Here is a 20,305-nt window from a genome sequence, read left to right on the forward strand (position 1 = left end):
ATAAGCTATTTACTAGGTGTTGCAGACGGCTCGATCTTCTGGCCGTATTCTTTATACCACCAATCGTAAAACCACTGCTGGCCGCTCCGTATATTGATCGCTACCGTACGCTCCTCCCCCTTTACTTCATAATGGGCCACGAAATAATCCTCATGGGTATCCATAGCAATTGCGCTATTATGAATCTTAGCAGGCCGTTCTTTCTTCTCCATGGTGATGGTCCCTGTGAGCACCTGTGACTTCCCGGTTGCAATGTCCAGAAGCTTACTATGCTGCGTATATCCATCTTTTCCATCCTCAGTATAATTGACCAGCAGTACTTCCTCTCTGTCCGGATCAATAGCCATGAAGGAATAGTATAAAGATAAAGTAAAAGATGAATCAAATGCCAGGAGTTCTCTGGGAACTATCAACTCTCCGGCCTCAGCCTTTCTGATATCTATTATGGAAAACTTGCCTGTGTTAGGTACCCGCTCTGCCCCCAGCGTATAAGTGCTGTGGGAAAACAGAAGGTAATCTCCGGCGCCATAGATGTATCCTAAATCAAAATAGGTCTGTGCCCCGCCTGCATACAGCGGAAAAGTATATATTCTTTTGGCTGTAGCGGCTGACAGCTCCGAATGACCTTTGGGGGTCAAATACAGGGTGTATGGTTCTGTGTTATGTGTATATTTCGGCTTCATGTAATCTACCATTGGCGGTGGAGGTGACCATACAATCCCTGCAGATGTCTCAACAGCAAAAGCCCGCGACTTATTTCGATCAAGCGGCATGGGCATATAGTACTTCAATCCGCCGATTTCAAACTCTGCGGAGCTCATGTTCAACCCTAATCCCTGTGAGGCTGCTGAAGGGGAGGGTGTGGGCTGAACCGCCGCGCCCGTGGTCTTCTCCCAGAGCGAGGACAGCTGCCCGGCAACATTTCCTTTGCCACCCAGCGGCCAGATCAGAACACCGAGCACCATGAGAGCGGCCAGGCAGGTGAGGCCGAGGTTTTTGCCGGAACGGAATTTAGACTTCGCTTCCCCCTTACTGCCTGCAGCTGCTTCTATCCGTGCCATCAGCTCCGGGGTAAAGCCATCCTCTGCAAAAGGGCTGCGTCCGGCCTTGGTATACCAGTCTTTTGCTCCGGTCATTACCACATTGTCTTTCTCTTCATCTCCTGATCTCATAAGTCCTCCTCCTTCATCGCCGCTCTAACTTTGTCCCTGGCCCGCGCCAGCCTGGATTTGACTGTCCCCTGAGCTACTCCGAGCAGAGCTGACATCTCCGCCACAGACAAGTCCTGCTGGATATCCAGCACCAGCACCTCCCGGTGCTTATCCGGCAGCGCCAGGATGATCTCCCAGATCCGGCTGACCACATGGTTGCCTAGTGCTTCTTTTTCTGCGGAAGATGCCTGCCCGGGGCCTTGCCGGTCTCCAAGCGGACTGAATCTGTGCCAGAAGCTGTTCCGTCTGAAGCTGAACGCCGTATTGCGTGTAATTGTCAGCAACCAGGTTTTTATCGTAGATTGACCGCGGTACTTGCCGATCCCCTTGTACGCCTTCAGAAATACCTCCTGGCTGATATCATTTGCCTGCTCCCGGCTGCGGGTCAGAAAAAAAGCATAATGCCATACATCGGACCCGTAAGTCTCCATCATTTCCCGCAGCGTTATGGTTGGCGTATAGGCTACCGCATAAGGCAAATCTTTGCTCTGCATCTCTCTCACCCCTCGCCTAATAAGACTCTTCAGGCTGCAAATGGTTCCCTCCGGTTTCAGGAAAAATTATAAAATCGTGGGCCAAGCACGTATTTCCCAATAAAAAAGCTAAGATCAAGGAGCCTGCGGTTCCAGCTTATGTCGCACGGTGATCCCCTCCGGCTGGACCTCCATCTGGATCTCACCCTGCAGATCGGTCCGGTACACAGCGGTGCTGCTGTCAGCCAGACGCTTCAACACATCGCCATTCGGATGTCCATAGAGATTATTAACTCCTGCGGAAATTACGGCTGCACCGGGTTTCCAGAAGTTCAGCCAGGCAGCGCCCGTTGCTGTTTTGCTGCCATGATGGGCTACCTTCAGCACCTCAATCGGGCCGCTGCTTCTGATCCCGGCCTCTGTACCGCCATGCAGAATTGCATCCTCCGCCGCCTTATCCATATCTCCTGTAAAAAGAAAACTCCGGCCGTTCATCTGCAGCCGGAAGGCGACGGATTCGTGATTCTGTTCCTCCACCTCCGGAAGCACGGCCTCCCCTGCCTTATGCGGGTCCGGCCAGAGGAACATCAGCTCCGTCTTGTCATCCGGAGCGAGTACCTGCCCCTGCTGCACCGGATACAGCCGGACGCCTGCCGTAAGGGCTGTATTCATTAGCTTGCTGTAATGCTCCCCCTTGGCCAATGTTCCATTGAACAGCAGCGCCGAGACGGGTATTCCTTCAAGTACCGCCTGGAGTCCACCGGCATGGTCCTGATCGCCATGAGTCAGAATGATGGCGTCCAGCCTGTGAATGCCCCTCTGCTTCAAAAGCGGCAGCAGGGTTTTGGCTCCGACCTCGAACGGGCTTCGGCGGACGCGCCATGCTTCCTTTTTGCCAAAGCTGACAGTGCCTCCACCATCCACGAGAATATGGGCTCCACCTGGGGTGGTGATCAAAATACTGTCGCCCTGTCCAACATCCAGATAACTCACCCGTCCGGCACCGCCCAGGTGCTCCGAGTGATAGCCCCGATACAACAGCAGAACCATTGCAGCTATACCGATTAGGATAGCCCTTCCGCTCCAGCGCAAGGAGTCCGGCATCTGAAAGTGCAGTTGCTCCGCATTACTCCCGGCTCCGCTCCATATCCCTGCACGCCTTATTCCTCTGCCATCCGCCGGTTGATCCAGCGCCGCCAGCGGCTTCGTTTCATCCTCCATGGCCTGTGGAGCCAGCCGCGCTTCTGTACGCCGCTGCATGGTGTAGAGCACACCATAGAGGAGGCCATAATACAACCCCATCCACAGCAAAGTAGGAGAGCTCCAGATCGTTACACCCCCGGACCATCCATTTGTCCACTCCACAGCGCGAAAAGTGGCATCATTCAGCAGTTCAGCAACATGAGCGGTTACACCAGCAGCCGTATCCCAGAGCCGGCTAAGCAGCAGCGCAAGTGTCCCCACCGGCAGCACCAGGAACGTAATAAAAGGGACAAATACCAAATTAGCAGCGAAGGAGAGCAATGAAAACTGATTAAAATAGAAGATGGTCAGCGGAAAAGACACCAGCTGTGCAATCAAAGTAACGGACACGGCACCGCCCAGCCAGCGGGGCAGTCTGCGCAGCAGCGGGTTCACCAGAGGAACATAGATCATGAGTCCTGCCGTCACGAGAAAAGAGAGCTGAAAGCTTACGCTAAGCAGCAGATACGGATTCCAGATCAGCATAATCAGCGCCGCGGCTGCAAGGATATTCATCCCGTCCTTCAGCATGCCGAACCGGGCAGCCAGCAGGGCAATCATACTCATGATGCCTGCCCGCACAATGGATGGCCCGGCACCGGACAGCAGCACATATACAGGCACTAGTAGTAGAGTGACAGTGAGGGCTGTCTCTCTGGTAAGGCGGCAGCGTCTAAGGATGAACAAGATCACGCCGACATACACCGCGACATGCATTCCTGAGATCGCCAGAATATGCGTCAGACCCAGCTGCGAGAACTGCTTGAATGTTTCCTCATCCAAATCGTCCTGTATGCCCAGGACCAGGCCTTTCATATATCCTGCATGCGGCTCCCGGAACAAGTGGTCCATCTCCGCCCCAAGGGCAGCCCGCACCGTATCGTTCCAGCGCAGAATGCTGGCAGGGCGCCAGGAGGCAGGAGGCGAAGCCTGTACGCTTGCCGTACCTTCCCCCTTGAGCAGCCAGTGAATTCTCTGCGTCAGCAAATAGGAGCGGTAATCATAACCGCCGAAATTCCGCGCCTCCCCCGGCTGCTCCAGCTCTCCCTGAATGACTACCCGATCTCCTCTCTTCCATCCGGCAGCCACAGCAATCTCCGGTTCAGCCTGAAGCTTGATTTGTACAGCGATCCGTTCGCCTGCCGCATCTGCTCCCGGGTCCCGGTCCTCCCGCTGATTCTGCGCAAAAACTTTTTCGCCGGTTCCGCTTAGCCCCATCCGTGACAGCTTCACCGTAAAGCTCACACGGTCTCCATCCCGCTCCACAGGGGAGACGATTACTCCATCCGCGCTTACATAAGACTCATTCAGCTCCGTCTCCGATTGTTCCCATGCACCCGGAAGCAGACTGACATTTCTTCCTTCGTTCCATTCCCAGTACAGGGCAGCCGCAACCATTGACAGTCCTAACACTACAGCGATTTTCCACCCGCTTCTCCCGCTGGCAACACCGATTGCAAGCAGCAGCAGACCACCCGCTATGTACATTAAAAGCTCATGCCCCGAAAACAAGCAGCCCGCTACACTGCCCGCGACCCAGCACACTGCAAAGCTTAACAGCGGCCTTTTTTTCATCCATATTCCTCCTCGTATTTGAATATTGTAGTCCTCATAGCCGTAAGCGAACTGTGACTCTTACATGCGGATGCAGCCAAAAAATAACCCCTGCATACGCAACAATCGCGTGTACAGAGGTTCTTCCCCTGATGCTTATCTTTATTTCAGTTAATGCCGTCCTCCTGTTATTCCGAGACAGTGATCATCGTTTCCTTGGGCGGCTCATAATTCTCCAATTGCCGGAAGATGATGCCTTTGGAGCCCAGCATGGCCTCCACCTTCTCCATATCTTTGCGGTAAGGGCGCAGATAGACGATCTCTACAATTCCGCTGTTGGCCAGCATATTGGCACAGGTCCAGCAAGGTTCGTCCGTGACATAGACAGTGCTGCCCTCCCGGTCGCTCCGGTCTGTGAACAGCAGCAGATTCTGCTCGGCGTGAATGGTGCGGATGCAGCGCTGCTTCATCACCATCGTCTCCACACCATTAACCACTTCACGTTCATATTGCTCCGAGACCATGCAGCCTGCTTCTGAGCAATCCGGCACACCCATTGGGGCGCCATTATAGGCTGTGCCCAGCAGCTTCTTGCCCTGTACCAGAACCGCACCGACATGGCGGCGGGAGCAACGCGAACGTGTGGAGACCATGCAGGCAATATCCATGAAGTAAGTATCCCAATTTTTGCGGTAGGCTACAGTCATTAGTTATCTCCACTTTCTCTTTGATAGTTGTTCATTATTGTAGCATATTGCGGCGGTGTTTCACTAGGACATCGGATACGGAAAAACCTGTCCCTTCCGCTTTAATTAGCACAGTCTGCTTAATGAATATCAGACCTGCAATAGCTGCTTCGCCTAGCTTAAAAAGCTACCAGCGGTTTCAGCTTTTCCAGCATCTTCGGCCCGATTCCCTTCACCCCACCCAAATCCGCTAAGCTGCGAAAAGCCCCCTTGCTGCTGCGGTAGTCTATAATCGCCTGCGCCTTCTTCTCCCCAATGCCAGGCAGATTCATCAGGGCAGCAGCATCTGCTGTGTTAACATTTATTTTGCCTTCTGCGGAAGCCTGCCCTGAAGGTACTGTGCTCCCCGAAGCATCTGCTTCGCTTGCAACTGCTGTGGCTGCTGCGCCGTTCCCTGCTGCTGCTGTTCCGCTGGACCCTGCGGTTCCCGCGTTGCTTTCAATAGATGCTCCCGTAGCTCCAACCCCTGCGGTTCCAGTTGATTCGGCCGCATTGTCCCCTGCCGCTGGCCTACCTCCTGTCACCGTACCTCCAGCCACATCGCCTGTTACCACGGCATCTGCTCTTTCACCCTTATTCTGTTCATCTGTTTGATCCCCAATGCCCTTCTCATTTTTCCCACCAGCGGCTACTGCTGTACCCGGCTCGTCCGCTGTGCCCAGCGCCTGGGCCATACTGATGTTCAGCGTCTCCCAACCGCCGATGCCCTTATTCTCTTCCCGGTCCGCCGCCCATACCAATCCACCACTAAGCAGGGCAGCAGCGAATACCGAAGCTATTCCTTTTATATTCATATCCTTGTCCTCCTCTAAAAAATAATTTATGGTAAACAACTATCCACCCGTATATTTTCAAAAATACAGTTGAAACCTGTCATTTGTCCAAGACTCCTGCGCATACATTTAACGAAGAGTATTCCTGCAAGGCCATAGCCATACCGAAAGGAGGGTACCCTAGATGAAGGTGGGATTTATCGGAACGGGCAGCATGGGCAGTCTGCTTATAGACGCCTTCCTGTCTTCGGGTGCGCTTGAGCCATGTGATGTGCTGGCCAGCAACCGCAGCCCGAACAGGCTTCTGCAGCTTCAAAAACGCCATCCGGACATCACCATCGGCAGCAACAGGGAAACTGCGGACGGAAGCGATATCGTCTTCCTCTGTGTTAAACCGTTGGAATTCAAATCCCTGACTGATGAAATCTCTTCTTGCCTGCGGAGCGAACAGATAGTTGTATCGATCACCAGCCCAGTGATGCTATACCATCTGGAATCCGCGCTGCCGTCCAAAATAGCCAAAATCATTCCCAGCATCACCCACTGTGCCAAAAGCGGAACTTCACTTTGCATATTCGGCAGCAGGCTCACTAAACAAGATCGGCTCCTGCTGCTGAAGCTGCTGTCTTTCATAGGGGTTCCACTGGAAATTCAGGAAAGGCATACCCGGATTGCCTCTGATTTCTCCAGCTGCGGTCCCGCGTTCATCAGTTTTTTTCTTGAGCGGTGGATTGAAGCCGCTGTTGAGGCTACAGGCATAGATGAAGTCCTGCTTGGCCGGCTCGCAGGTGAAATGCTGCTAGGCACAGGTAAACTGCTGACCGAAGGTAATTTCACTCCACAGGAACTGCAGGAACGGGTAGCCGTACGCGGTGGCATTACAGCGGAAGCACTGAGCCACTTGCGGACCAGTCTGGAAGGGGTTTTTGAGCAGCTGATCCTCACCACACACGATAAATTCGATGAAGATGTCGAAAAGCTGGACACCTTATTCGGTCTGGGTGGCATCGTTCAGGGGCCGCTCGACCGTTAGAATCCCTCCACCGGCATGGAACCGGCACCCTGCTGCCAAAACCAAGAAAGCCCGCAGCACGGATTACTCCGTTGCTGCGGGCAGAATTGCGTTCTTCGCTTAACCCACTACTATATTGACCAGCTTGCCTGGAACCGCGATGATCTTGCGTACGGTTTTGCCCTCGACGGCTGCCTTCACATTCGGAAGCGACAGCGCATGGTTCTGCATATCATCTTGACCCATGTCCTGCGGGATCAGTGCACGCTGTACGATTTTACCATTTACCTGAACAACGATTTCCACTTCAGCATCTACAGTCAACGCTTCATCATAAGCCGGCCAAGCCACATAGCTGATGCTGCCTTCATGACCGAGCAGCTGCCACAGCTCCTCCGCGATATGTGGTGCGAGTGGCGACAGCATCTGTACGAAATGCTCTGCAGCTTCAGCGGACAAGGTCTCCTGCTTGTAAGCATCGTTGATGAAGATCATCAGCTGGCTGATCGCTGTATTGAAGCGCAGGTGCTCGAAGTCCTCCGTGACCTTCTTGAGTGTCTTGTGCCAGGTCCGTTTGAACTCGTCGGTACCGCCATCCGGGGTAATTTTCGCACTGATGCTGCCGTCCTCATTCACGAACAGGCGCCATACGCGGGAGAGGAAGCGGTGAATGCCTTCCACACCTTTTTCATTCCATGGCTTCGTCGCTTCCAGCGGGCCCATGAACATCTCATAGACACGCAGCGTATCCGCGCCATATGCCTCCACAATTTCATCCGGGTTAATGACATTGCCGCGCGACTTGCTCATCTTCTCATTGTTATTCCCCAGGATCATGCCTTGATTCACCAGCTTATGGAACGGTTCCTTGGTATCCACTACACCGATGTCATAGAGAACCTTATGCCAAAAGCGTGCGTACAGCAGATGCAGTACTGCATGCTCGGCTCCGCCGATGTACAGGTCAACGGGCAGCCATTCCTTCTGCTTCTCCGGTGAACACAGCTCCTTGTCATTACGCGGATCGATATAACGCAGGTAGTACCAGCAGCTGCCGGCCCATTGCGGCATGGTGTTCGTCTCACGGCGTGCCTTCATGCCGGTCTCCGGATCTATCGTTTCGACCCACTCCGTCACATTAGCCAGCGGGGATTCTCCTGTGCCTGAAGGGCGGATCGAATCCACTTCCGGCAGCAGCAACGGCAGCTGATCTACAGGGACCGTCTTCATCGTGCCGTCTTCCAGGTGCAGAATCGGAATCGGCTCGCCCCAATAGCGTTGGCGGCTGAACAGCCAGTCGCGCAGGCGGTAGGTTACTTTGCCTTTGCCACTGCCCTTTTCCTCAAGCCAGGTGATCATCTTCGCAATCGCTTCTTTATTATCCAGACCATTCAGGAAGTCGGAATTCACATGAGGTCCGTCGCCGCTGTAAGCCTCTTCTCCGACATTTCCGCCCTGTACCACTTCAACGATCTTCAGACCAAACTGCTTGGCGAATTCCCAGTCGCGTGTGTCATGTCCCGGCACCGCCATGATGGCTCCCGTTCCATATCCGGCAAGCACATAATCGGCGATCCAGATCGGCACCTGTGCACCATTCACCGGATTGACGGCGTAGGCACCCGTGAAGACACCGGATTTCTCTTTAGCCAGATCCGTACGTTCAAGGTCGCTCTTGCGTGAAGCCTTGTCGCGGTATTCCGATACTGCCGCCTTCTGCTCATCTGTTGTAATAAGATCAACCAGCTTATGCTCCGGTGCCAGTACACAGTAGCTTGCTCCGAACAAAGTATCCGGGCGGGTCGTGAATACCTCCAGACTGGCATCATGACCTTCAATGGCAAAAATCACTTCGGCACCCGTCGACTTGCCAATCCAGTTGCGCTGCATATCCTTGATGCTTTCTTCCCAATCCAGCTCTTCCAGATCCTCAAGCAGGCGTTCAGCGTACTCCGTAATTTTCAGAATCCACTGGCGCATCGGTCTGCGGACCACAGGATGGCCGCCGCGCTCGCTTTTTCCGTCGATAACCTCTTCGTTTGCCAGAACCGTTCCCAGTGCTTCACACCAGTTGACCGACACCTCTGCCACATAGGCCAAGCCACGGTTGTACAGCTGGATAAAAATCCACTGTGTCCATTTGTAATACTCCGGATCGGTTGTGCTGATCTCGCGGTCCCAGTCATAGGAGAAGCCCAGCGATTTGATCTGCCGGCGGAAATTATCAATGTTCTTCACTGTAATCTCGCGTGGATGCTGTCCGGTATCCATAGCATACTGCTCTGCCGGAAGTCCGAAGGCATCCCAGCCCATCGGGTGCAGCACATTGTAGCCGCGCATCCGTTTGTAGCGGGAGACAATGTCTGTCGCCGTGTAGCCTTCCGGGTGGCCTACGTGCAGCCCTGCGCCTGAAGGATACGGGAACATATCCAGTGCGTAGAATTTTGGCTTGTTAACCTCTTCACCTGTCTTGAACGTCTTGTTCTCATCCCAGAACTTCTGCCATTTCGGCTCAATCACCTGGGCACGGTAGCCTGTGGGGGCTGTTGTGCTTGCTGCTTTGTTGTCGCTCATCTTATGCTCCTCCTTGGAGTGTTGCTTACTTAGTTAAAACTGCTGCGCTTAAAAGAACGCCAGGGAATGAACTCTACTGCAAAAAAGTTTTGGGCTTCCGATCGCTGTTATTCTCTGATTTCTTGATTTGAACCGCTCTATGCGGTAGAAATCCGAGAATAGCACATGCTTCCGATGTGAGCTTTCCTTGGGAAAGCTTTCAGGCGAACACTTTGTTTCTACAGCTCCAAAATTTTTTTCCGTTCCGTTTCCCTGTTACTTTTTAAATCCACCCGTTTTGCCTGACGGGCAGCCAAGTCCAAGATCAGCTCAGGATTCGCTGTTCCGCTGGACTTGGCCCCAATACCGCAAAAAAACCTCCCATCCCTAGCGTATTATCGCTAGGGACGAGAGGTTTGAATTCCCGTGGTACCACCCTAGTTAGCGGCTGGATATACTTTACCCTGCCACTCACTTTGACACCCGGTAACGGGGGTGAATCGACGACGGTTCAGGCGCGGTCTTCAAGCCTCTGCTTGCGGACCCTGCGGCTTAACGCCGTTACTCCGAGGTGAGTTCATTCTTCTCCGTTAACCGGCTCGCACCCTGTGCCGGCTCTCTGCAATAACGGTCTCACGAATTAATACTCCTCTTCATCGCACTGCTATGCTTACTGATTATTCATCAGTAATGTTCCCCACATTATATACAAAAGAAGCAGTTAGAGTCAATGATTTCCGCTAGCGGCTGCAGTGAATCAGCAATCTATGAGCGATACGCCCTCATAAATCGGCTTACACCGGCTTCCGACGTATATAATACGCGAGAAAATGCTGAATCACTACTTTGCCGGCCGCGAAAACCGGTACAGCCAGGATCAGACCGATCATTCCGGCCACTTCTCCACCCACCAGCAGCGCAAAAATAATCAGCAGCGGGTGCAGATGCAGCCGTCGTCCCACCACCTGCGGCGAAATGACGTTGCTCTCCAGCATCTGGCACAGGGTGTTAACCACAGCAACGAGCAGCACGAGGCGAAGCGAGAGGGTCGAAGCCATTACAATCGCAGGTGCTGCACCCAGAAACGGCCCCATATACGGAACAATGTTGAATACCGCCACCACACAAGCAAACAGCAGCGCGTAAGGCATGCCGATAATCGCATAGCCGATGTAGGCCAGTACCCCGATAATCAGACAGACCAAAAACTGGCCACGGATGTAGTTGCCAAGCGCGTCATCAATATCCTTAAGTAGCTTGACCATAGACTTGCGGCGCGAGCGTGGCAGACAAGCGACAACGGTCCGTTCGAATACATCGAAATCCTTGAGAATGTAGAACACCAGAAAAGGCACGATAAACGCATTGAACAGCAGACCAATGGTCGAACCAATGTTATCGAGAAAATGGGAGATTCCTGCAGCCAATCGGTTTTCCAGCTGAAAAAACCAGTTATTCATGCCCATCTCGACACCAGGCGGAATCAATCTGTTATTCATGTTACGCATGAGTCCCTGTGCATGCAGTGTCATCTCCGGCAAATGCTCGTTCAATTCTTCAAGCTGCTCGATGAACATCGGAATCAGATTGATGGCAATAACTGCGAGCGAGGTCAGAAATACGGCATAGATGAGCAACACGGCAACACTGCGCGGCATTTTTCTCCCGGCGAGCATACTCACTACGGGATTCAGCACATACGAGATAATCATAGCTGCCAGGAACGGCGCAAGGATGGCTTTGAGAAAGACGAAAACTCCCATTAACATCGGACGGAGGAGCCAAACGAAATATAATATGATCAGGGCAAGCAGTACTCCGATCATCCGGCGGAACCATTTACTTTGGGACCATTGCTCCATGAATGTACACTCCCTAGCGGTAATTCTGGACTGGCTTCCTAGATAAGTATATGTATACCCGCAGCAAAATAACCGCCGTTTTCTCGTTCTTGCGGCAGCTTCCTTTAGAGATTCTGTGATCTTCGCAAAAAACGCCCAAATCCCCTGCCGCATGTTGCTGCAAGGAGTTTTGGGCGCATTAGGCAATATGTAATTCTGCTCCTGAACCAGTTGTCACTGATTTAAGAAGACGCATGAATCTGCGGGAAATCCTGGGCAATCTCTTCCCCGGAGAACAAATCGTCAAGCGAGCTGAGTGTGCCGTCTTCTTCAACCTGATACACGGACATTTTCTCGCCGTTGACCGTCAGTTCGATGAAGCAGCCCCAGCAATAGAACTGGTGGGAACCGATCTTGCCGATATCCTTGGAGTTGCAGTTTGGACACTTCATATAAAACATTCCACCTATCCGTTAACAATATTAATGGCTTTTTGAAGCCGTTCTTCGCTCATCGCGGGAACCAGTACGGAATTCTCCCCAATGGACATTCCATCAGAACAAGGCAGCCATTTGCGGCCTTCGATCAAATCAGTTACTAACCCGTCACTGATTTCCAGCGCTACTATTGTGTTTCCCAACTTTTGGTCAAAATAAACATCAGATACGCGTCCGAGGATTGTTCCGGATGCCGTAAGCACCTGAAGATCCTTTAATTTATTTTTTCCCAAAAGAAATGTATAGGGTATATGGTCAGTGTCGGCCTTCACAATCGACTCTTTACTGCGGATCATGACAGCATCCTCGCCATAAGCGACGATATCTTCCCATGCCACAACTTTCACATGACTGGAGAAAAAAGTTTTACTTTCCAGTTCAATACCCGTTATATTCCAGTTTGAATCCAGTAAAACGTCGACAATCTTGCCAATTTCGTTACCTTCTTCAACCTCGTATACAGCCAAGCCGATCATTTCTTGAAGTTTCATGGCTGTTTATGTCCCCTTTTACTTTGAGTGTACTTACGGGTTCCCTTAGGTTGAAGAGCACTCAAACACTGTAACGGCAACGAGGCTACATTTAGCCTAATCCTTTTTACGCAGCCGGTTCAGGATGGTTTCAACTTTTTGGGCCACGTACTCCATTTCTTCATTAGTATTACCCAAACCTGTGCTAAATCGAATCGCAGAGTTCAAAAGATCCTCCGGAAGCTTCATCGCCTGCAGCACATGCGAGATTTCCAAAGAACCTGAGGTGCAGGCTGAACCGCTCGCGGCAGCAATCCCCTCCATATCAAGGTTCATCAGCAGCACATCGGTTCTTGCTCCGGGAAAGCTCAAATTCAGTATCCCGGGCAAAAATTCCTGCCTGTCACCGTTAATCACGTAGCCCTTCCGCCCGATCCGGCGGTCCAGCTCCTCCAGCAATGCTGTTCGCAGCATAAGTGCCTTATCCCTGCGCTGGTCCAGCCCGGTTACTGCAAGCTCCACTGCCTTGGCAAACCCGGCTGAGTTCGCCAGACTTTCGGTTCCAGCCCGTCTGCCGCGTTCCTGGAGTCCGCCGTGCTGTCTCGGATGCAACGGGGCACCGCGCCGGACATACAACCCGCCGATCCCTTGGGGACCGCCTATTTTGTGGGCACTGAAGCTCATATAATCCACAGGCAGCTCACGTAGAGTAATAGGCAGCATCCCCAGTGCCTGTACAGCATCGACATGGAACAGAATCCCGTGCGCAGCAGCTACTCTGCCAATCTCTTGTATAGGTTCTACAGTTCCTACTTCATTATTCGCGTACATTACGCTGATCAGCACCGTATCTTCGCGCAATGCGGCTTCTACCTCAAGAGCAGATACCCGCCCTTCAGCATCTACCGGCAGATAAGTGACGGTGAAACCCTGCTTCTCCAGCGCTTCGCAGGTATGCAGCACCGCGTGATGCTCAACAGCTGTCGTAATGATATGTTTCCCTTGTTGGGCAGAGGCCGCAGCCGCTCCGAACAGGGCAAGATTATCGCTCTCCGTGCCGCCGCTGGTGAACACCCATTCATCTGGCGCACAGCCCAAAAAGCCCGCGATGGTATCGCGCGCGCCATTGATAATCTTTTTGGCGGAACGTCCGTACGTGTGCACACTGGACGCATTGCCATATTGCTCAAGCAGCATATTATACATGACCTTGGCCACCTCCGGATGAACCGGGGTTGATGCAGCGTGGTCCAAATAGATCGGTTTCATAACGATGATCTCCGCTTCTGGTTATTCAGGATTTTCATACAGGACTACTCGATTATACTGCTGAACCTGGTCTTTTACCACCTGTCAATAAACACAATATTGTAACATTTTAGGAGGGCCAGAACCATTACTTTCAGCTGGGCTTCAGCTTTTTTTCAGCTTTCTTTCCGATATAGTAATGTGGGCTTTTAGGAAAATAGAGGAACATCTACTGAGAGGGGACAGCAAATGTCACTATCCATTAACAACTATTACAATAAGAAGTATTACGACAACTACGGTCTCACCAGTGGCAACACAACCGCTGCCCGGACACGTTCCTCCTCCATCGGAGAAGTAAAAGGCACAGGCCGTACAGATCCTGCAGATTTCAATGAAATGGCCAAACTGCTCTTCAATTTGGATGGAACGGATGAAACTGGAGGGGAAGACTTCACGAATAACTATTCCCCAGCCTCGCTGGGCTCCATACAGGGCTCCTTGTACGGCGGCGGGGATATGAGAGCCCAGTTAGCACAAATTCAAATGGGCTTAGGCTCTACTGGTATGGATTCAACCGCTTTGGCAGCTACTGATGAATCCGGCAGCAGTATGAGCTCATTGCAGAATCTGCTCGGCAGCAATGGTCTCTCCTATTTAAGCGGAGACGCGCTTTCTTCACTCCTTCAATCCGTTTCATCTGATTCTTCTGTGGCCGGTTATAACGGTGTCAATACTTTGAATAGAGCCAATGCATCTACCGGAATTCCTGCAATGCTGCAAGCCATGGGCGGATTCACCCCTGCTTTTGCCTGGGGTCCGAATAGCTTGGACAACTCAGACAGCTCTAATCATGCAGATAATATGGCCCGTACAAACGGGCTAAGCGGGTTAACATCACTGGAGGCGGGTCTGACTTCCGAGGATATGAAGTCCGTACTGGCCCATCTGAAGAGCAGTCTTGAATCGGCTGCAAGCAACAGAAGCACATCTGCGGGCAAATCCAATCCACTGGCCACAGTCCAAACGATGTTGTCCTCGGTGAACTTCTCCAAGGTGACAAACAGTGAACTGTCTAACCTGTTCGGCAAGGTCCTGGGGACGTTGGCTTAAGCAGGATCGGAACAGTTTGCAGAGGGAAAGTGAAGAGTAAAAGAATTTATTAATGATTTCCTCCAGTTGATCAGGAGCCCACTTCCAAAAAAGGCCGTTGCACAGGTTCGAAGCCTCTGCAGCAGCCTTTTTGTGCAGAACCCGCAGCTTATTTCTATAGAGAGTCCAATTCCTTCAATCTTGAAGCAAGCTGTTCCTCGGAAATGACCTCAATGCCACTGCGTCTAAGCAGCGCAGAGGTCACACCCTGGCCGGGAATCTTCAGGCCGGTGAAAGTCCCGTTGTAAATCATGGAGCTTCCGCAGGAAGGGCTGTTCTCCTTAAGAACTACGATTGTCGCCTCGACCCTCCGTGCTTGCTCAAGTGCCTCATAGGCACCTTGAATATACATTCCAGTGACGTCATTTCCGAGCCGGTCTATGACCTTAGCCATTCCGTCAAGCACCGCATCCCCGTCTCCGCCGACCATCTCTGCCGGTTCTCTCGGAGTGGAGAACCCGCCAAGGAGCTCAGGGCAGACGGCAACCGCCTGATTGTTGTCCAGCAGCTTCTGAATGGTCTCATCCAGGCAAGCCGTGCCGTTGTATCTTACTTTCATGCCTGCCAGGCAGGAGCTTACTATAATCATAGGATGCACTCCTTCGCTATCATCCGCATCTTCCTTTATAATGGATGCTGAGAAATACAAAGAGCATAGCATGAGGGCTTCAACACTGTAAACAAGCCGCTGCCATAACTTCATTAATCCGGGGAGGCCACTGCAAGATGTGCGGAAGATATACCATTATGGTAAGCATGGAAGAATTGATGCTCCATTATTTTATCGAGGAAACCACCATTGTCCATTATGCACCGAAATACAATGCAGCCCCCATGCAGAATCTCCCGGCAGTCATTCATGACGGTAAGCAGAACAGACTCGGACAGCTGCGCTGGGGGCTGGTGCCCTCCTGGTCAAAAGATGACAAGCAAGGCAGCAAAATGATTAATGCGCGCCAGGAGTCGCTTCAGGACAAACCCTCCTTCAGGAACCTGATCAGCTCGCGCCGCTGCATCATTCCGGCAGACGGCTTCTTTTATTAAATGTCAATGATAAAGTCCTCCGTACATAAGAAGCTTGATATTAAGTAAAATGTCTAACATTTTATGCTTAAGGCATTAAATGACGTCAGAAGTCGAGAATTAAGGGAGGAGGATCTCGAAATGTGCGGGAGATATACTTTAACTGTTACCTTAGAAGAATTAATTTCACGCTATATTCCAGAATCAGTGGGTCTATCGTATCATGAACCTCGCTATAATATCAGTCCTTCCCAAATGGTTACAACGGTTATAAACGATGGACAAGCGAATCGTATGGGGATGCTTAAGTGGGGGCTTATTCCCTCTTGGGCGAAAGAACCTACTAAAGGTACAATAAATGCTCGTGCGGAAACTCTTCTTGAGAAACCATCATTTACGATTCCCTTTTTAAGGAAGAGGTGTTTGATTCCCGCGGACAGCTTTTTTGAATGGGAAACAACACCCACTGGAAAACAACCCATGCGATTTCTGTTGAAATCCGAAGCCATCTTTAGCTTTGCCGGCATCTATGATACCTGGACGGCGCCTGATGGAAAAAAAATAAGCAGTTTTGCCATCATTACATCAGAACCAAACTCGCTTGTTAAAAAAATTCATAATCGAATGCCGGTAATTTTAAAACCTGAAGATGAAGCCACCTGGCTGGATCGAACTCTACAGGATCCAACAACGTTAATGTCGCTCCTTCAACCATATCCGGCCGAAGTTATGATGGCGTACCCCGTTTCAGCTGAAGTTGGGAATGTAAAGAATGATTCTCCGAACTGTATAAAAGAGCTTAAAGAATAAACAAATGCTTCCCTCTATCGGGGAAGCATTTGTTTTTTAAGATCATTATCATGTGTTCTGGATCCCCTCTCATCCTTTTCAGGTATCTCAGCGTTTTTAGGCAAACCATTCCACCTATTGTTTGAATTCTTCCAACCACTCCTCCTGCCCATCCAGTTTATAAACAAGGCTGTTTTCGCATAAATTGTTGCTTTCATGACCACTCTATTACAGCTTGATATAATTCAGAGTGGGGGAGGTGTATAACAAATGTGGACCAAGGTGTATGAAAACGCAAATGAACTCTCAGTTCAAGACCAATTGGAGCTGTTTAATGCTCTTAAAAAGGATTTGTTCCCCGATCAACCAGAGAAGATAACAAAGTTGTTAAATCGTATTCGCGAAAGCCGTTTCAATGGCGGTAAAAAGAAACGGAAAATACAAGACACGCCAACGCTATCTTTGCAAGGATTGCAATAAAACATTTAATGATATGACTAACACCCCATTTTCAGGATCAAGGTATCCAGAGAAATGGGTCAAATTTATGGAAATGATGGTTGAAGGATATACATTACCTAAAATCGCTAAAAGGCTGGGTATCCATATTTCAACAGCCTTTTATTGGAGGCATAAGGTTCTGTATGCTTTACGCTCTTTAGACTTTAATCAACTTCAAGGCATTGTAGAGAGTGATGAAACTTTCTTCTGTGAGTCTATGAAGGGAAGAAAAGTAACACATCGGAATGCAAAAAAAAGAGCTACTAAGGATGAGAAAAGGGGCATTTCTGACCTTAAGATTGCCGTTGTTGTTGCCCAAGATCGAAACCACAATATGATTGCTTTGAAGGCTGGCACGGGGCGTGTAAAAGCTGAAGAAATCGATTCTGTAATTGGTAAATACATCGATTCAAAATCGTTACTTTGTACTGACACAGCTACAAACTATAAGAAATTTGCGAAGTTAAAAGGGCTACAACACGAAACTATCAATGACAGCAAGAAACAGCGGGTCAAGAAAGGCATCTATCATATTCAAAATGTTAATAACTTTCATAGCCGATTAAAAACTTGGTTGAGACGCTTTCAGGGGGTTGCTACCAAGTATTTAGATAACTATCTATACTGGTTCAGGTGATTAGAAATAGACAAGCACTTGTCCTTTGAAAAGCAGGTGGAGCAAATGCTTATTTCAGCCTGCCGAAAATCTAATAAAACAACAGTGGAGTTTTTAAGGGCAGTTTAAAAGGACCACCGCGTGGTGACCTTTATAACTAACGTGCAATCTTAAGTATTACTTTTTATTAGCAACGGCTTTTTTGCATCAATAATAATGGATACCATTCCTAATTGATTAATGGAATTCCTTGTATCAAACCGAAATGATCTTCCTATCTTCCCGTCCATTTCGTTCCAGTATGTATAATGAAAATCTCCGTTCTCATAGCAATATTCCAACAACGTTACTTCAAACCCTGCCATTTCAAATACTGATACAAAAGTTTTTGCATCATAAACTATTTTATGAGATGCCGCAGGATGATTCGTTGGTCCAGGACCTCCGACTTGAACCATCTGTTGATACCAATCGTTACGGAAATTTTTATCGGGAACTGCACAACGAATGTACCCACCAGGTTTTAAAAAATGATAACAATGCTTCGCCGCCGTAATCCCTTCCTCGTAAGTTAGATGTTCCCACACATGTTCTGCCAAAAGTGCATCAATACTCTCTGGTTCAGATAATTTGATCCAACTTTCCAAAGACAGTAAATTCAATTCATCTTCTTGGGTATTAAGCCAACCATCATACTTTGTCTGCCCTGCTCCAATGACCACTTTCATATAAATACCACCATCCAATCTTGATTGAATAATACAACTTGCATTATATGTTATTCAACAAATAAATTAATCGCATTTTGCATAAAACAACAAACTTTACGGAAACAGCGATAAACAAACAGCGATTGCGATTACCCACAGAAATGAAGATCAAACGTATATATGGTGTTCGAGTAATCCTAACGGATATGCTCAGTGGTTCAGTGAAAAAAATAAACCTGCGTTCGAGCGAGTAAAATCCGCCCAACAACGCAGTATCTTCGAAAATAATCAGGATATTTATGTACGCATTGAAGACGTTCCTGATGCCCTCATTAAGACCCCATTGCAACGAGCTATCCAAATTCTTAAACGGCATCGTGATGTTCGATTTATCAACCACGAGTTTCCTTGGCCCATCTCCATGATAATAACCACCCTTGCTGCTCAGTTTTATAACGGCGATGGCGATGTCTATGCTGCGCTTTCAAATATTGTAGACCAATTAGATACGCTTGGCGGATTGCTACAGCCTGGTTACAAGCAAAACGCTACTCTTTTGCAACAAGACTTAATTCGACGAAACGATGATGGATCCTGGTCGATCTTAAATCTAGTGAGTCCAGAAGAAAATTTTGCAGATTGATGGCATGAAAATGATCACCGTAAAGCAAAGATCTTCTTCCAGTTATGGCATACCAGGATCAGACTCGGTAGCTGCGACGAATGAGCTTTCTACGCAATCAAGTAGCAATAACGTCAAATGGGATGAAATAAATGATCCACTTGTTAATAAGGCCATGAAAGACAAGCTCAAAGCATCTGTTGATGCCATTGTACAAAAGGATGTAGATGCTTTTCATAAGACACTTAGTCCCGATATCGGTTCCGAGCATGATTATCTCTTAGACAATCCAGTCAAATTCACTGCACTAGGGAAGGCGGTTGAAGAAAATGGACGCATCTTAGTTCCTGTTAAGGGCGAAAATCAGAGGACTGACAGCAATGGAGCGGAGATGACCTATACATTCTATTTCGAAAAAGACAAAAGTGGTGAATGGCAGATCGTTGTTATAGACTAGCATAAAGACATTAAAGGGGCCGATCCATATGCCATAGATTGACTCATTGGGGTGGCCCACTATCATATGTATCAATTATTGTATCAAGAAGTAAATACCAAAAGAGCAGCGATCCCTCCATTTTGGAGTTCAAGCTTGTCCCCTAAAAGTTACAGTCCTGATTCGAAGCCGTTGCAAAGGACTCGCAGATAAATACTAGCAACACCTCATTTTCTCAGACACAAAAGGAGCGTTGAACCCTTGAATTTCAAAGGTTCAGCGCTCCTCTTTACTTGATATTAAATGTAAAACATGTAATTATCCGCTTGACTTTCTTCTTTAAAGTTGATCAGGTCGGACAAGGTTGTCGAATCCAGCACATCAGCGATGCTGTCGCGGATGCGCAGCCAGAGGTCGCGCTTCGCCGGGTCGTCTTCTTCAGTGAAATCCACAGGTGAAATAGGTCCTTCCAGCACGCGGATGATATCTCCAGCGGTGATTGTGCCGGATTCACGGGATAAAATATATCCGCCGTAGGCTCCGCGGATACTCTTCACCAGTCCCGCGTTGCGCAGCGGTGCGATCAGCTGCTCCAGGTAATGCTCGGATAGTCCATTTTTCTCGGCAATGCTCTTAAGGGATGTGGGACCTTCGCCAAATTTCAGGGCAAGCTCCATCATAATGGTTAATCCATAGCGTCCTTTTGTCGATATTTTCAAAGGTGCACCTCTTTCGGTTTAGTTGCTGGCGTTAGTTAATCTAATCGTTGCATCACATGAGAAATGTCATATCAACGTATTCCGATGTTTGCTCTCAGCTTATGTTATCATATCCTT

At 49.6% G+C, this 20,305-nt stretch carries 19 protein-coding genes, 1 pseudogene and 1 other annotated feature; of the genes and pseudogenes, 7 read left to right on the plus strand and 13 right to left on the minus strand.

Annotated features, from left to right (window positions below):
• Positions 1-5: 5 nt before the first annotated feature.
• The 5 genes from A3842_RS14895 to A3842_RS14915 form a co-directional block, all read right to left on the minus strand.
• Positions 6-1,172 carry a hypothetical protein gene (locus A3842_RS14895; RefSeq protein ID WP_074101921.1) on the minus strand — a complete coding sequence of 389 codons (1,167 nt, stop codon included), beginning with the start codon at positions 1,170-1,172 and terminating at the stop codon, positions 6-8.
• On the minus strand, positions 1,169-1,705 hold the full coding sequence (locus A3842_RS14900; RefSeq protein ID WP_074101922.1) for an RNA polymerase sigma factor: 537 nt from the start codon (positions 1,703-1,705) through the stop codon (positions 1,169-1,171). Before A3842_RS14900 ends, A3842_RS14895 begins: the two co-directional genes overlap by 4 nt.
• 114 nt (positions 1,706-1,819) lie before the next feature.
• Positions 1,820-4,501 (minus strand): ComEC/Rec2 family competence protein, encoded by a 2,682-nt coding sequence (locus tag A3842_RS14905; protein WP_074101923.1) that lies wholly within the window; start codon positions 4,499-4,501, stop codon positions 1,820-1,822.
• A gap of 167 nt (positions 4,502-4,668) precedes the next feature.
• A complete protein-coding gene (locus A3842_RS14910) occupies positions 4,669-5,187 on the minus strand; it encodes a deoxycytidylate deaminase (RefSeq protein WP_074086294.1) in 519 nt (172 codons plus the stop codon).
• 158 nt (positions 5,188-5,345) lie between these two features.
• Positions 5,346-6,020, minus strand: a complete 675-nt coding sequence (locus A3842_RS14915; RefSeq protein ID WP_074101924.1) for a ComEA family DNA-binding protein — start codon at positions 6,018-6,020, stop codon at positions 5,346-5,348.
• Between the two features lie 163 nt (positions 6,021-6,183).
• On the opposite strand from A3842_RS14915, the gene comER reads away from it, so the two are divergent.
• Positions 6,184-7,032 carry a late competence protein ComER gene (comER, locus tag A3842_RS14920; RefSeq protein ID WP_074101925.1) on the plus strand — a complete coding sequence of 283 codons (849 nt, stop codon included), beginning with the start codon at positions 6,184-6,186 and terminating at the stop codon, positions 7,030-7,032.
• 99 nt (positions 7,033-7,131) lie between these two features.
• Here the strand turns inward: comER and leuS are convergent, their stop codons facing one another.
• The 5 genes from leuS to A3842_RS14945 form a co-directional block, all read right to left on the minus strand.
• Positions 7,132-9,585, minus strand: coding sequence for a leucine--tRNA ligase (gene leuS / locus A3842_RS14925; RefSeq protein WP_074101926.1), 2,454 nt, complete (start codon positions 9,583-9,585; stop codon positions 7,132-7,134).
• A gap of 379 nt (positions 9,586-9,964) precedes the next feature.
• Positions 9,965-10,230 (minus strand) — a binding site (T-box leader).
• Positions 10,231-10,358: 128 nt separating this feature from the next.
• Positions 10,359-11,426, minus strand: a complete 1,068-nt coding sequence (locus A3842_RS14930; RefSeq protein ID WP_074101927.1) for an AI-2E family transporter — start codon at positions 11,424-11,426, stop codon at positions 10,359-10,361.
• A gap of 221 nt (positions 11,427-11,647) precedes the next feature.
• The gene (locus A3842_RS14935) at positions 11,648-11,857 is read right to left on the minus strand and encodes a hypothetical protein (RefSeq protein ID WP_042179559.1); all 210 of its coding nucleotides are present in this window, start codon (positions 11,855-11,857) and stop codon (positions 11,648-11,650) included.
• Positions 11,858-11,871: 14 nt separating this feature from the next.
• A complete protein-coding gene (locus A3842_RS14940; protein ID WP_074086289.1) occupies positions 11,872-12,393 on the minus strand; it encodes a PRC-barrel domain-containing protein in 522 nt (173 codons plus the stop codon).
• 96 nt (positions 12,394-12,489) lie between these two features.
• A complete protein-coding gene (locus A3842_RS14945; protein WP_074101928.1) occupies positions 12,490-13,641 on the minus strand; it encodes a cysteine desulfurase family protein in 1,152 nt (383 codons plus the stop codon).
• Between the two features lie 228 nt (positions 13,642-13,869).
• On the opposite strand from A3842_RS14945, the gene A3842_RS14950 reads away from it, so the two are divergent.
• Complete coding sequence (locus tag A3842_RS14950; protein ID WP_074101929.1) at positions 13,870-14,733, plus strand: hypothetical protein; 864 nt, start codon at positions 13,870-13,872, stop codon at positions 14,731-14,733.
• A gap of 154 nt (positions 14,734-14,887) precedes the next feature.
• On the opposite strand, the gene A3842_RS14955 is transcribed toward A3842_RS14950, so the two are convergent.
• On the minus strand, positions 14,888-15,361 hold the full coding sequence (locus A3842_RS14955; protein WP_074101930.1) for a 2-thiouracil desulfurase family protein: 474 nt from the start codon (positions 15,359-15,361) through the stop codon (positions 14,888-14,890).
• Between the two features lie 137 nt (positions 15,362-15,498).
• On the opposite strand from A3842_RS14955, the gene A3842_RS14960 reads away from it, so the two are divergent.
• From A3842_RS14960 to A3842_RS14970, 3 genes and pseudogenes are all read left to right on the plus strand, one after another.
• Complete coding sequence (locus tag A3842_RS14960) at positions 15,499-15,816, plus strand: SOS response-associated peptidase (protein ID WP_256701704.1); 318 nt, start codon at positions 15,499-15,501, stop codon at positions 15,814-15,816.
• A gap of 120 nt (positions 15,817-15,936) precedes the next feature.
• The gene (locus A3842_RS14965) at positions 15,937-16,605 is read left to right on the plus strand and encodes an SOS response-associated peptidase (protein WP_074101931.1); all 669 of its coding nucleotides are present in this window, start codon (positions 15,937-15,939) and stop codon (positions 16,603-16,605) included.
• A gap of 249 nt (positions 16,606-16,854) precedes the next feature.
• Positions 16,855-17,830, plus strand: a pseudogene (locus tag A3842_RS14970) (IS1595 family transposase).
• A 41-nt stretch (positions 17,831-17,871) separates the two neighbouring features.
• Here A3842_RS14970 and A3842_RS14975 read toward each other — a convergent pair.
• Positions 17,872-18,429 carry a class I SAM-dependent methyltransferase gene (locus A3842_RS14975; RefSeq protein ID WP_074101932.1) on the minus strand — a complete coding sequence of 186 codons (558 nt, stop codon included), beginning with the start codon at positions 18,427-18,429 and terminating at the stop codon, positions 17,872-17,874.
• 325 nt (positions 18,430-18,754) lie between these two features.
• Between A3842_RS14975 and A3842_RS32045 the strand changes: the two genes are divergently transcribed.
• Both A3842_RS32045 and A3842_RS14985 read left to right on the plus strand, forming a co-directional pair.
• Positions 18,755-19,054, plus strand: coding sequence for a hypothetical protein (locus A3842_RS32045; RefSeq protein WP_143186287.1), 300 nt, complete (start codon positions 18,755-18,757; stop codon positions 19,052-19,054).
• Positions 19,055-19,058: 4 nt separating this feature from the next.
• Positions 19,059-19,490 (plus strand): hypothetical protein, encoded by a 432-nt coding sequence (locus A3842_RS14985; protein ID WP_143186288.1) that lies wholly within the window; start codon positions 19,059-19,061, stop codon positions 19,488-19,490.
• A 278-nt stretch (positions 19,491-19,768) separates the two neighbouring features.
• On the opposite strand, the gene cymR is transcribed toward A3842_RS14985, so the two are convergent.
• Positions 19,769-20,188, minus strand: a complete 420-nt coding sequence (cymR, locus tag A3842_RS14990; protein ID WP_074086280.1) for a cysteine metabolism transcriptional regulator CymR — start codon at positions 20,186-20,188, stop codon at positions 19,769-19,771.
• Positions 20,189-20,305 lie beyond the last annotated feature (117 nt).

Source organism: Paenibacillus sp. P3E (assembly GCF_001909045.1).
Taxonomy (GTDB): Bacteria; Bacillota; Bacilli; order Paenibacillales; family Paenibacillaceae; genus Paenibacillus_AQ; species Paenibacillus_AQ helianthi.